9 protein-coding genes are annotated in these 13,169 nt (G+C 55.0%); 2 read left to right on the plus strand and 7 right to left on the minus strand.

What is annotated here, in order from left to right; genetic code table 11:
* Positions 1-22: 22 nt before the first annotated feature.
* The 3 genes from AABA21_RS20200 to AABA21_RS20210 all read right to left on the minus strand — a co-directional run bounded on the left by AABA21_RS20200 (position 23) and on the right by AABA21_RS20210 (position 3,816).
* Complete coding sequence (locus AABA21_RS20200) at positions 23-1,042, minus strand: CHAP domain-containing protein (protein ID WP_338253252.1); 1,020 nt, start codon at positions 1,040-1,042, stop codon at positions 23-25.
* 224 nt (positions 1,043-1,266) lie between these two features.
* Positions 1,267-2,217, minus strand: a complete 951-nt coding sequence (locus tag AABA21_RS20205) for a CHAP domain-containing protein (RefSeq protein ID WP_338253253.1) — start codon at positions 2,215-2,217, stop codon at positions 1,267-1,269.
* A gap of 513 nt (positions 2,218-2,730) precedes the next feature.
* Positions 2,731-3,816: a CHAP domain-containing protein gene (locus tag AABA21_RS20210; RefSeq protein ID WP_338253254.1), complete on the minus strand. Its 1,086-nt coding sequence runs from the start codon at positions 3,814-3,816 to the stop codon at positions 2,731-2,733.
* 417 nt (positions 3,817-4,233) lie between these two features.
* Between AABA21_RS20210 and AABA21_RS20215 the strand changes: the two genes are divergently transcribed.
* Together AABA21_RS20215 and AABA21_RS20220 are read left to right on the plus strand one after the other, a co-directional pair.
* Positions 4,234-5,541: a S53 family peptidase gene (locus AABA21_RS20215; protein WP_338253255.1), complete on the plus strand. Its 1,308-nt coding sequence runs from the start codon at positions 4,234-4,236 to the stop codon at positions 5,539-5,541.
* Between the two features lie 229 nt (positions 5,542-5,770).
* On the plus strand, positions 5,771-7,588 hold the full coding sequence (locus tag AABA21_RS20220; RefSeq protein ID WP_338253256.1) for a DUF2207 family protein: 1,818 nt from the start codon (positions 5,771-5,773) through the stop codon (positions 7,586-7,588).
* A 50-nt stretch (positions 7,589-7,638) separates the two neighbouring features.
* On the opposite strand, the gene asd is transcribed toward AABA21_RS20220, so the two are convergent.
* The 4 genes from asd to metX all read right to left on the minus strand — a co-directional run bounded on the left by asd (position 7,639) and on the right by metX (position 12,893).
* On the minus strand, positions 7,639-8,709 hold the full coding sequence (asd, locus tag AABA21_RS20225) for an aspartate-semialdehyde dehydrogenase (protein WP_338253257.1): 1,071 nt from the start codon (positions 8,707-8,709) through the stop codon (positions 7,639-7,641).
* 113 nt (positions 8,710-8,822) lie between these two features.
* Entirely contained in the window at positions 8,823-10,304 is a 1,482-nt protein-coding gene (locus AABA21_RS20230; RefSeq protein ID WP_338253258.1) for an aspartate kinase, read from the minus strand.
* A 95-nt stretch (positions 10,305-10,399) separates the two neighbouring features.
* Positions 10,400-11,728: a homocysteine synthase gene (locus tag AABA21_RS20235; RefSeq protein ID WP_338253259.1), complete on the minus strand. Its 1,329-nt coding sequence runs from the start codon at positions 11,726-11,728 to the stop codon at positions 10,400-10,402.
* A 19-nt stretch (positions 11,729-11,747) separates the two neighbouring features.
* Positions 11,748-12,893: a homoserine O-acetyltransferase MetX gene (gene metX, locus AABA21_RS20240; protein ID WP_338253260.1), complete on the minus strand. Its 1,146-nt coding sequence runs from the start codon at positions 12,891-12,893 to the stop codon at positions 11,748-11,750.
* Between the last annotated feature and the right edge of the window lie 276 nt (positions 12,894-13,169).

Raw genomic sequence — 13,169 nt, forward strand, 5'->3', positions numbered from 1 at the left:
CATTGGTCTTCCTCATCAAAGGTTATGGATGCCAGATAAAAGAGACACCGGGACCTGGTTGATACGTATTCCAGGAAAAGACTCCCCAACCGACAACATTCCAGTTGGTAGTGGCCACCGAACCATCGGCGTTTATTTTCTCAACCACGGCTACGTGCCCGGCCCAACCAGCGTACTGTGTACCCGGCTGCAACACGATAATCGAGGGAACATGAGGCTGAGAAGAAACAACCCAGCCAGCGGCGGCCGCACCGGACGCCCAGGCCGAGGCATTACCACTCCAGGTAACGGCGTAGCCGGTCAAATGGTGGTACTCATAGTCGGCCCAATAGGTACACTGTCCCGGCGTAAATGGATTCACAAAGCTGCTATCAGCGATCGTACCAGTGCTGGAAGAGATTCCATTTGTCGTGCCGGTCGAGGTGGTCCCCGTCTGCTGTACGGGCTGCTGCTGTACGGGCTGCTGTGGGGTTGTTGGCTGTTGATTCGTCTGCGTGCCGTCAGGCAAAGTAAAATTATTCTGCACGCCAGCGAAGGAATACTTACCACCGGCGCCATTATATTCAAAGCCATCCTGCGTCACCGCGGTCGCCGTGGCGGCCTGGGCCGCGATCAAGGCTGTATTATTCTGCTGCGACGCAACCGTATTAGAGTTCTGATGAAATATATTTCCCCAACCATTCGCCAAACCAGAGCTTACCGGTATCACAGCTGCTAGAGCACCAATTATAACCGCCACCAGGGCAACTGTGGCTCCAATATTGACGACAGCCTTTCGCCCCGTGGGGGGGCGCAATGTACCGGAGCTTTTTTTGCCAGTACCAGGAATGAAGATTGGTCCGCGTTGAGGGGAAGTAAGTTCCTTGTTCGCACTGGAAACCGCAACTGGCTGTACCTCTGTCCCCTGTGTTCCCTTCACCGCCACCGGCAACTGCTCAGCAGGAGCCTGGGATATGGCAACACCGCCTTCTGGCTGGGAAGAAGTGCCAAAATCCAGCTGTTCTACGTCGGATGACGTAGCAGTGTGTTCATTCGAAAACATGTATACTTCCTTCACTTGGATAAAACATCTTTTAAGAGTCGCAAGCCATGCGCTTCTCTAGACTTCCGACCCCAATTTATCTAATTACACCTATGTGCGTCAATTTATTGATACTTATTAGGACTATGTACCCATGCGGTTTTACTTTTTTTTACAAAAATAGCCACATAAAAAATAAAGTGGAGATAGAAATTATTCTATCTCCACTTGCATAAAATTATCGCTTAGCCCGGGAACCAGATAAAGGTCACGCCAGAACCAGGATAGAAGGTCCAGTAGGTGGTTGTAGCCCAGTTGCCATTCCAGTTCCAATTACTGGTTGAGACGCCATTGTAGGGATTGCTGACACCTGTCTCAACAACCGCGACGTGGCCATAGGCGCCAGCACCTTCAGTATAGGGGGCCAGTACAATGATCGATGGTCCATATGGATTGGGAACCGATGATGTCTTCCAGCCATACGAGGAGGCCTGGTAGGCCCATTCATAGGCATTACCCAGCCAGGGGACCCAGTGGCCGGTCAATTGATGGTAGCGCATATTAGCCCAGTAGGTACACTGGCCGTAGAAGAAGCGGTTTAAGCTGCCTTGATCTTGAGCGGGGATAATATTAGTAGTGACTGTAGGAGCCGCCTGAACACCTGCGTAGACCTGGTTACCAGCGTCAAAACCATCCTGCGTCACCGCGGTCGCCGTGGCGGCCTGGGCGGCAATCAACGCGGTATTATTGCCTTGAGAGGTTTTGGTGTCGCTGCCCGGATTAAATATCTTTGTCAGGGCGCTGCTGGCCTGGCCATTACTGGTAGGAAGGACAGCGGCAAATGCACCAATGACGATAACGATCAAGGCCACCGCCACACCTATATGCACCACGGTTCTCCTCCCCCTGGGAGGACGCAACGTGCCCGTGCTTCTCTTACCTGTGGAAGGGATAAATACAGCCTCACGGAGTGGATCGGTGGTTCTTGGTGCGATAGCAGGAATGGCTCCGGCATCCAGGGGCATAGGAACAAGGGGCGCCTGCGCGTCACCGGGGGCAGGCATGGGAGTATTTGGGCCAGGGGCACGTCTCTGCTCCATCAACATGCTCGGAGCGCCTCCCCCATTGGAGGCCGGAGGAGTAACGCCTTGGTGTTGCTTATTATCGGCATTACGGGAACGATCACGAAATAACATACACATTACCTTTAGTTTTACAAGGGTGCATCAAAAGATGACGCTCCAAATAGATTTTTTCAAATACTCAACATGACTTTACATAAGTAGCGGCGTTTCAGTCAATTAATCAGACCTTTTTTAGGACCATATAACTATCATGTATTTATATAAAAGAATTTTAATATGACCCAATACGCCTCTTGCAGAAACATGTGCCGCCTGCGGCGGCACGGAAAAGGGAAGGAAGCGTTGGTGTGCGCGGGCCTGATCGGCCCGCGCACACCAACGCTTCCTTCCGTCATTATGAGCGAAGCACAAGCGCAATGTGAAACTGATCGGCCCGCGCGCACGCCTTCCGTCATTATGAGCGAAGCACAAGCGCAATGTGAAACGTAGGTGCCAGGCTTGCCCTGGCTTGGAACCGATGTGAAACGTAGGTGCCAGGCTTACCCTGGCTTAGAGCCGACAGGCGACCCTGTGCCCGAACATCCACCTTCCATCACAACAATGACGTGGACATCTGTAAGAGGCTTAATTGGGATACCAGATGAAGCTGATGCCGCGACCGGGATAGAAGGTATGCATGGAGAAGGTAGCCCAGTCCCCGTTCCAGTTCCAATTGCTGGTCAGTACGCTCCCATCTGCATTGACTCTTTCCACTACGGCGACATGGCCGTAAGCACCGGCTCCCTGGGCATATGGGCTAAAAACCATGATTGATTGGCCCACTGGATTGGGGATATCAGAGATTGTCCAACCATACGCGGGTGCCTGATAGGCCCATTGATAGGCATTGCCCAGCCAGGGGATCCAATGGCCGGTCAATTGGTGATAGCGCATATTGGCCCAGTATGTGCACTGACCATAAAAGAACTGGCTTAATCGGCCATAGTCGGCGACCGGAAGGTGGATATTCGCTGGGGCCGCCTTTACCCCAGCGTAAACATGGCCGCCCCCGGGATCGTAGCCGTCTACGGTGACCGCGGTAGCGGTAGCCTCCTGCGCGGTGATCAAGACTGTATCATTTTTGTGAACCGAGGCAATGTGGAAGGTGAAAGGGAAGGTGCTCCCTTCATGGCTGGTACCGGTATCGACCGGCATCAAAGCCATCGTCGCCCCCAGGGCGAGAAATAAAAATAAAAAGCTTAGAGCGCTATGGACCACCAGGCGCCTTCCTCGCAACGAGGTCTTTCCAGCGGGCGATGTCCTGCCGCCTCCGGGTACAATAACCAGCGATGGCGACCCGCTCACCCCTGATCGGACAGAAGGAGCCGCAATCTCCTCGGTCTTTTGTTCGGTAACAAACTGCTGCGTGTAATTAACAGGGCCCCCGCCAGAGGGTATAACAGGCGCGCTACTGGCGAATGGAAAGGGTTGCCCACCACAGGCGATACGTTGAAAGGTCTCATGCGGTGGCGCAGGATACGCTCCCGGACTTGCTGGTGGAAAAAGAGGAGGTGTATGGACGGCATCATAAGATAAAAATTGCATATGCTCTGGAAATGGTAACTGTTCAATGGGGACACTACGCGGGACAGCTTCATTCGCCAGAGGAGCTATGCGACTACGCTGCCGATAGCTGCTTTTACGCTTATGGTAACGTTCAGAAGACAACATTACGTACAACCTTCACAATCCAGCCGAGCTGCACTACAACAATACGACCCAACCTCAGAAGCACTCGACTCCTGTTTATAACTTTACCCATATAATGAGAAAAGGCAAAATACTTTCTTTTACCATAGGAAAATAATACTACACCCTAAACTGTGAAAAGTAGATAAACAATTTTATATACTATAGTATAATTTTATACTTTTACGCATGTTTTATACTATATTAAACAAGCATATACAAAATAATCAACTAAAACTTGCACCTAATGAATCTTTTTCATCTCTGGCACGATACCTGATTGCTGTCCAATAATCATCATTCATGATAGGATATGGTTACCGTTCTGAAATGGCGATGTTATTAAGCAAGCAAACTATTGACCTAACGATTCACACCATAGTGCAAGTAGGAGCTAAGATGAAACGCACCACCCTGCGTCTTTTTTTCTCTTTATTCTCCATGATCCTGCTGCTGGCCGCCTGTAGTCCTCAGTCAGTATTAGGAGATGGGGTTCAGTCTACGCCCACAGCTGCACCCGGCATAAATTCGACGGACGCCTGTCCAGCCAGTATCGGACAACTGCCGACCTGTCTGACGCCTACTGCCATGCGCAAAGCCTATGGCATCCAATCGCTCTATGAGAAAGGGTACACGGGTAAGGGGCAAACTATCATCGATATCGTTTCCTTTGGTAGCCCAACCATTCAGCAAGACATGAAAGTATTTGACCAGACCTTCAACCTGCCCCCCGTGAACCTGCAGGTTATCACGCCGCTCAATGTGCCCGAATATGATCCCCACCATGACAAATCTGGCTGGGCTGACGAAACGACGCTGGATGTCCAGATCATCCATGCCCTGGCTCCTGATGCTAAAATCATCCTGCTGGTCAGCCCGGTAGCGGAAACAGAGGGCACAGTCGGACTGCCAGAATTTCGCCAGCTTGAACAATACACCATCGATCACAAGCTGGGTAATATCGTCTCACATAGCTGGGGCGCCTCGGAGCTCACCTTTAAGGATGCCAAAGGGCAGGCTGAGCTCAACGCCTGGAATCAATTGCTGGAGAAAGCAACAACACAGCAGGGCATGACCTATTTCTCTTCGTCCGGAGACAATGGCGCGACTGATTACTCGGACCTCAATGCGACCAAGCTCGCGCATGTCCAGACGACCAGTTTCGCGGCCTCCTCTCCCTGGGTTACCAGCGTGGGCGGAACAAATCTCGTCGAAAACCATGGCACCTTTAAAGAGGTAGCGTGGACCGGTAGTGGTGGCGGCTTCAGCCAGTTTTTCAGCATGCCCGACTATCAGAAACTGCTCCCCGCCGCGACGCAGGAGCAATTTAAAAATCGCCGCGGGGTACCCGATGTTTCGGCGGTCGCCGATCCTTTCACTGGCATGGCCGTCTATATCAATGGCAACTGGACACAGGCCGGTGGCACCAGCGCCAGTTCGCCCGTGTGGGCAGCGATCATGGCTATCGCCGATCAGATGGCCGGTCGACCGCTGGGCTTCATCAATCCAGCCCTTTATAAGATCGCCGCGTCGAACAGCTATCGCCAGGCCTTCCGCGACATCACGCAGGGTAATAACGACAACCCATCCGTCAAAGTTAAAGGCTTTGAGACTGCAGCGGGCTGGGATGCGGTGACCGGCCTTGGCACACCCAACGCGGAAATTCTGGTACCCGCCCTGATCAAAGAGATTCCCAAAACCGCGTAAACGTTCGTCACAGCGGTCGCGCATGCGCGACCGCTGTTTTTTTTGGGGTTGGTGCACCAATGCGCCCCTGCCGTACCAACCCCAAAAACAGATCAGGGAAAGCAGCGTGTGATTTGAATTATGGTTGGTTATGGCGTCGTATTATATTGTGGTGCTATTGTGCACGAAAAATATATTTATACCAGAATTTGATCTATGTATATAAACATTGTTAAAAAGGGGTAGACCCATGATGCGCAGGCTTTTGGTGGTAATGCCATTGGTGTTACTGCTGCTGGCTACACTGGCTCCACCTGCCATGGCGGCCGGGGGCAAAACATATTCCGCAGATGCCTTTAATTCGACGATCAATATTCAGAATAATGGTGATCTTGATGTTACGGAAGCGGTGACATTCCGCTTTGCAGGGGGTCCTTTCAGTTTTGTCTATCGTGAGATCCCAACCGATAGAACCGACAACATCTCTATCACCGGCGCCAGCATTGATGGCAAGGCGATGGCAGAGGGCACGGATGCGGGAGATTATGAGATAGGGAGCGGCAATCCGCTGAAAGTGACCTGGCATTTCCAGCCACAAAGCGATGTGACCCATACCTTCCAGCTCACCTATCGTGTTCAGGGAGCGATTCAACAAACACAGACAGCGGATCTGCTCGACTGGAATGCGCTGCCAACTGATTACGGCTACACCATTCAGAAGGCCATGGTAACGGTTAATTATCCAACTCAGGCCCGTCTGATCGGTTCACCCACCGTCGTGCAGGGTCCCGCGACCGTCAGGAATCCATTTGCTCCCGGTAGCGTCATCCTTCAGGCCAGCAATCTGCCGGATAGCACACCGATAGAGGTGGGGATGCGTTTTCAGCCTGGTAGCCTGATCAAAACCGCTCCACAGTGGCAGATCAATCAGCGGGAGATTGACACCTTTCTAGGCCCCGGCCTGCTGGGAGCGCTTGGAGTCAGCATCCTGGGAGTCCTGGGAGCCATATTCTACAGGCGCAAGCGCCAGCCAAAGGTAGTGACGCCGGCAGTTCAGGCGGGCAATGTCAACGCTCCCCCCGATAACCTATCACCGGCAACAGTGGGAGCGCTGGTAACCTCACCTGCTCGTGGCAAAGCGGACTTTAACCAGGCGCTGGGAACCATGTTTGATCTGGCCAATCGTGGCTTTCTGACCATCCTTGAAAATGAGTCGGCAACTGGAAAGCAAACACAAACGCCGGCTGATTTCAGCGTCCAGCTCCAATCGGTTCCAGATCAACCTTCAGCGTATGAAGCCCTATTGATCACTACTCTGTTTGGAACACAGCCCAGTGGTATAAGCCCTCTGCCATTTTCAGAGGTGTATAGCCGCTACCAGGCGCGGTCCGGCATGTTCAATGCGCCACTCAGGGAAGAATACCAGCAACGGGGCTATGTAGAGCCTACTTACGCGCCCGCCCATAGAGGGCTGGGCCTTATCAGCCTCGTCTTCTTCCTCATCGGTCTGTTCGGCACCATTGGTGGCCTGATTATAGGAGCCAATCTGTACATGTGGCCCCTGGGGCTGATACCGCTGGGATTCATCCTGGCGAGTATGATCTGCCTGGGATTGCGCGCATCGCTGCGCTACTTTTCACCTCAGGGTCTATATACTGTGGCCCAATGTAACGCGTTCAATGCATACCTGGGCTATCTGCTACAAGACGCCCAGCTGAGAGACAGCAGCATAGAGGTGAGGCAGGAGGTTTTTACGCGCTACCTGCCCTACGCCACCAGTTTCGGCTGGGGCAATACCTGGATACAAAACTTTCAGCAGCTCGGGATCACAGCGCTCCCGCCATGGTTCCTGGGCTTCAACCAGCCTTCGCGCCCCAACAATATCGATGGTTACGCCTATAACTATCACAATGGCTATAACCACAACATGGCTGGCATCATGATGATCACGAATACACGCTCGTACCAGCCGACCAATTATGGTGGGGGCAGTTCGGGTAACTTCGGCGGTGGCAGCTTTGGAGGTGGCGCCGGGGCAGCCGGTGGCGGCTCCAGCGGTGCTGGTTAAATATAGACAGAGACCATGCCGACCCCGAACGGGGCCGGCATGGTTCACTCTTAAAGCAATCCTTTGTGGACGCACCATTCGGCGTTCAGGAGCGAGCCGCCGGCGGCGCCACGGATGGTGTTGTGGCCAAGCATGACAAACTTGTAGCTGAAGAGCGGGCAGGGGCGTAGCCGACCAAGGGTCACGGTCATGCCATTGCCGGCGTCGCGATCACGCAGGGTCTGCGGGCGATCGATTTCACGGCGATAGACGAGAGCATGTCTGGGTGCGCTGGGCAGGCCAGCCGCCTGCGGCTCCGGCACATAGTTCTCCCAGGCCGCGATAATCTCCTCGGGACCAACCGAACGCTCCAGCTGGATACTGGCGCACTCCAGATGTCCCTCACGAGTCGCTACACGGTTGCAGTGGGCGCTCACCGCCAGCGGCGCATCCACAAAGCCCCGTCCCTCCTGCCACTCGCCCAGCATCTTTAGCGTCTCGCTCTCCAACTTCTCCTCTTCGCCACCGATATAGGGGACAACGTTATCCAGAATGTCGTACGAAGGAACCCCTGGATAACCAGCACCAGAGATAGCCTGCATGGTGGTCACCAGCGCCTTACTGACTCCAAAGGCCTGCTGCAACGGCTTGAGCGCCATCACCAGCGGCGTCGCCGAGCAGTTGGCGTTGGTAACGATAAAGCCCGACCAGCCCCGCTGTTTCTGTTGCTGAGGGATGGCGGCGATATGGTCCGCATTCACCTCGGGGATCAGCAGGGGCACATCGGCGCCCATACGATGGTTCTTGGCGTTGCTAAAGACGGCCACGCCAGCCTGAGCAAAGGCGATCTCGATCTCGCCCGCGATCTCCCCAGGCAGAGCCGAAAAGACCGCCTTCACCCCCGGCATAGCCTCGGGACGGCACGACACCACCGGGAGCTGCGCCGCCTCCACGGGCATCTCGCTCCCAGACAGGCGCCAGGCAGTCACCTCGGCATAAGGGAGTCCATTGTGTTTATCTGAAGCCGCCAGGGCCACCAGTTCAAACCAGGGATGCCCCTGCAATAATTCGATAAAGCGCTGGCCAACCATGCCGGTTGCCCCCAGTACCCCCACAGGAATCTTCTTGTGCGATGTCTCCATATATTCGTTCTTTCCCTGCCTCGTATGAAAACGGACGGGCCGCATACACAAGCGAACCCGTCCCCTGGTTATTTACAATACTATATCATCTGCTCGATGCAGCGGTATAACTATCAGGCCTGACGGCGCGCTTCTTCAACGGTGGCCGGATGGCGCACCAGAGGGATCACCGGGGCGATCAGATCGCGATGCAGACAGCGCAGGGCGCGCTCAGCCGAACGATTCTCTACGATCAAGGTTATGCCCTGCTCTGAGGCTCCCTGCGAGATGACCGGGATACGCTCACTGGCCAGCGCGGTAATGGCGCGCGCCGGGCTCATGGGATCATTGGTAAAGCCCGAACCGATGCAGGCGCAGGCCGCCAGACCCCGGCGGAGAGAGACACGCCAGAGCTCTTTATCCATGTTACGCTGCAACAATGCCACCACCGAGTCGGCCGCCTTCTCATCCACCACAAAGGAGAGATGGTGCCCGGAAGAGGAACAGATAGCCGCGGGGGCCGCACCCGCCCTGGCGGCAAGGTCAAAGACCTGTCCGGCATTCTCCGGAGCACCAAAGAGGTCCGTGCTCTCCACCGTAATCAAGGCCATGTTGCGGCGGATGGTGATCGCGACCGCCCCACTCGAGGTATGTCCTGTGGGGCCAATGATCGTGCCACGAATATGTGGCCGGAACGAGTTGCGCACCCGCACCGGAATGTTACGATGGGCGATGGGGATCAGGGTACGTGGGTGCAGCACCTTGGCGCCAAACCAGGAGAGACGGGCCGCCTCCGCGTACGATAATTGTGTCAACAATCTGGTATTGGCGACCAGGCGGGGATCCGCCGTCAGCACACCATCAACGTCTGTGTAAATCGAGACATCCACGCAATTAAGGGCTGCGCCAATCACCGTCGCAGAATAATCAGATCCATTGCGTCCCAGCGTGGTAACAAAGCCTGTGATCGTGCGCCCCATAAAGCCAGCGGCGATCGGCACCACACCGGCCTCAACCAGCGGATAGATCAACATCTGAGCGTTAGCGCGCGTCTCCTCGGTCAAAGGATCGGCGCCCTCAACCACGCCAAAGGGCTGCGCGGGATCGTGTGGGGGATGACTGGTGATAATGACCTCTTTGCGCACCGGCTCCGCGGAGGCGCCACGCGTACGCACAGCCGCCGCCACCAGCAAAATAGAGAGCCGCTCACCCCAGGAGGCCACCGTGGCCGTACGCAGATGCACCATATCATCGTTGGCCGCCGCTCTACGCAGGATCTGTACATCCTCGCGCAGTTTCCCAAGCGCTACCTCCAGTTCCTCCAGCAAGCGCGTTTGCCCGTCGCCCACGTGGGTCACATGGCTGGCGGCATCCAGGTGCTTCTGGCGCAGTGAGCTCAGTTCCTGATCACAGGAATCACCCTCGCCCGAGCAGGCGTAGCGCGCGATCCGCAACAGCTGATCGGTTACACCAGACATAGCTGAGACCACCACGACAGGAAAAGGGGTTGTAGAATCATGCAAGGTGTCAACAATAATGGACGCCACGCGCCGGATACGCTCTCCGCTACCGACCGATGTACCACCAAACTTTAAGACACAGACAGATTGTTCCATAACAGACCACCACCATTCATAACACAGCTTCAGGAGCCAGGCCGCTCAACCACGCATACCCGCGATCAGCGGCCCGCATCCGAAGAAAGACTTATCTACGCATTCGTAGCTGCACCAACATCGGCCAACGCAGCATTCAAAGCCTGGTCCAGATCCTCAATCAGGTCATCAACGGTCTCCAGGCCAATGGAGAGGCGGATAAAGTCAGGCGTGACACCAGCCTCAACCTGCTCCTCAGGCGTCAGCTGGGCATGGGTGGTACTCGCGGGATGGATAATCAACGACTTCGCATCACCCACGTTGGCCAGGTGCGAGAACAGCTCGATATGGCGGATCAGCTGCTTGCCAGCCTCCAGGCCACCCTTGATGCCGAAGCCGAGGATGGCACCGAAGCCACCATGCGTAAAGTACTTCTGTGCCAGTTCATGCTGTGGATGACTCTCCAGGCCGGGATAGCTAACCCAGCTGACCGCGGGATGCTGCTCCAGAAATTCCGCCACACGCTGCGCGTTCTGGCTATGGCGCTCCATACGCAGCGGCAGGGTCTCCAGTCCCTGCAGGAAGAGCCAGGAATTAAATGGTGTGGTGGCCGGACCCATGTCGCGCAGCAGCTGGACGCGCGCCTTGATGATGTAGGCCAGCGGACCAACGGCCTCGACGTAGCGCACACCATGGTAGGAAGGATCGGGCTCGGTCAGACCGGCGAAGCGACCACTGGCCGCCCAGTCGAAATTACCACCATCCACAATCACACCACCGATGGAGGTACCATGTCCACCGATAAACTTGGTCGCCGAATGGATCACGATATCAGCCCCATGCTTTAAAGGCTGAACCAGGTAAGGAGTCGCAAATGTATTATCGATGACCAGTGGCAGGCCATTCTCATGCGCGATATCGGCCACCGCGCGAATGTCCAGCGTATCCAGGCGAGGATTGCCCACCGTCTCTGCGTAAAAAGCCTTGGTGTGCTCGTTGATCAGCGAGCGGAAATTCTCGGGATCGCGGCTATCCACAAAATGGACCTTGATGCCAAGCTTGGCGAAGGTATAGTGGAACAGATTGTAGGTACCACCATACAGGCTGGCCGACGAGATGATCTCATCGCCCGCGCCGGCGATATTGAGCAGCGCCAGCGACTCGGCCGCCTGGCCCGACGCGACCGCCAGAGCGCCCACGCCACCCTCCAGGGCAGCCACGCGGCGCTCAAAGGCATCCTGAGTCGGATTCATAATACGAGTATAGATATTGCCAAATTGCTTCAAGGCAAAGAGATTCGCCGCATGTTCAGGGCTATCAAAGACATAAGATGAGGTCTGATAAATAGGCACGGCGCGCGCCCCGGTGGCACTATCGGCGGTTTCCTGTCCAGCATGCAAAGACAACGTTTCAAAACCATAGCTACGATTACTATTTAATGCCATGAGATTTATTTCTCCTTTTTTATAGTGAGAATTGGTGGAGGACGGTGTTTAATTGGTCCCATTCTTTCAGGAACGCATCGTGGCCATGGGGAGAGTTTATCTCCACATAGCGCCCATCGCCTCCAACGGTTTGTACTTTATCTGCCAGCCAGCGCACATGTGACGCCGGGAAAAGAAAATCGGAGCTGATCCCGACAAAGAGCATCTTACTCTGGATGCGTCCGAGCGCATCTTCAAGAGAGGCATACCCCTCGCTTACATCATAAAGATCCATCGCTCGGCTGATATAGAGATAGCTATTGGCATCAAAGCGGCGCGCGAGCTGATCGCCCTGATAGTAGAGATAGTTTTCGACATCGAAGCGGCCACCCAGATTGGGAGAAAAGGTCGGCGCGGTCACCGGTTCGCGCTGCGCCTGCTTGCGCGCGAAGCGCTGCTCCATCGACTCCTCGCTCTGATAAGTGATCATCGCCAGCATGCGCGCGATCGCCAGGCCCGTCGCGGGTCCCTGGTCCAGCCGGTAATCCCCACACTGCCAGGCGGGATCAGCCATAATCGACTGGCGAGCCACCTCATTAAAGGCAATCGCCTGGGCCGACACAGCCGCCGAGGCCGCGATCACGGCCACTTTATCCACGATATTAGGGTAAGTGACCGCCCACTCCAGCGCCTGCTGTCCCCCGATGGAGCCACCGGCCACCATGGCCAGTCGGCGCACGCCCAGGTGCTTGATCAGCTTATACTGGGATCGCACCATGTCACGGATCGTGATCACGGGAAAGCGCATACCATAAGGTCGTCCGGTCACAGGATTCTCTGAGGAAGGGCCGGTACTACCGGAACAGCCGCCAATAATATTGGCGCAAATCACAAAGTAGCGCGCAGTATCAAAGTATTTTCCGGGACCGATCAGGGGATTCCACCAGGCAGCCTTAGGATTCTCTGGATCTTCGACATCATGGGCATGAGAACTACCGGTCAGCGCATGCGTAATCAAGATCGCATTATCGCCGGTGGCATTGAGCTCCCCCCAGGTCTCATACGCCAGCGTCACCGGACCCAGTCGGTCGCCGCGCTGCAGCAAAAGCTGATCAAAAGTGAATGTAAACACTTCATTCTCTGTCTGCGTCTTTATTCGATTTATATATTCTAATTGCGCTACCATGCAATACTCTCCTCCTGGAAAAAGGAACAAAAAAACCCTCACCCTGCAGGGGCGAGGGGTAAACGTCTTCGCGGTACCACCCTGATCTATTGACACCTCACGGCGCCAACCTTTACGAGTGTTATCCTGTCAACCTGGCCATTCAAACTATCCACAACTTAACGGCCAGTGGCAATCCATAACACTACAGCTATAACGTAGCTCACGGCACAATCTACTACCTCGCCAAAGGGTTCAATCTGCAACTCAGAGGCCATATTCAATGCCGGTACGGCG

This window comes from Dictyobacter halimunensis (assembly GCF_036245075.1).

Coding starts and splice junctions, on each gene's coding strand:
- AABA21_RS20200 (WP_338253252.1), bottom strand. CDS start 1,042: ATGTTTTCGAATGAACACACTGCTACGTCATCCGACGTAGAACAGCTG.
- AABA21_RS20205 (WP_338253253.1), bottom strand. CDS start 2,217: ATGTTATTTCGTGATCGTTCCCGTAATGCCGATAATAAGCAACACCAA.
- AABA21_RS20210 (WP_338253254.1), bottom strand. CDS start 3,816: ATGTTGTCTTCTGAACGTTACCATAAGCGTAAAAGCAGCTATCGGCAG.
- AABA21_RS20215 (WP_338253255.1), top strand. CDS start 4,234: ATGAAACGCACCACCCTGCGTCTTTTTTTCTCTTTATTCTCCATGATC.
- AABA21_RS20220 (WP_338253256.1), top strand. CDS start 5,771: ATGATGCGCAGGCTTTTGGTGGTAATGCCATTGGTGTTACTGCTGCTG.
- asd (WP_338253257.1), bottom strand. CDS start 8,709: ATGGAGACATCGCACAAGAAGATTCCTGTGGGGGTACTGGGGGCAACC.
- AABA21_RS20230 (WP_338253258.1), bottom strand. CDS start 10,304: ATGGAACAATCTGTCTGTGTCTTAAAGTTTGGTGGTACATCGGTCGGT.
- AABA21_RS20235 (WP_338253259.1), bottom strand. CDS start 11,728: ATGGCATTAAATAGTAATCGTAGCTATGGTTTTGAAACGTTGTCTTTG.
- metX (WP_338253260.1), bottom strand. CDS start 12,893: ATGGTAGCGCAATTAGAATATATAAATCGAATAAAGACGCAGACAGAG.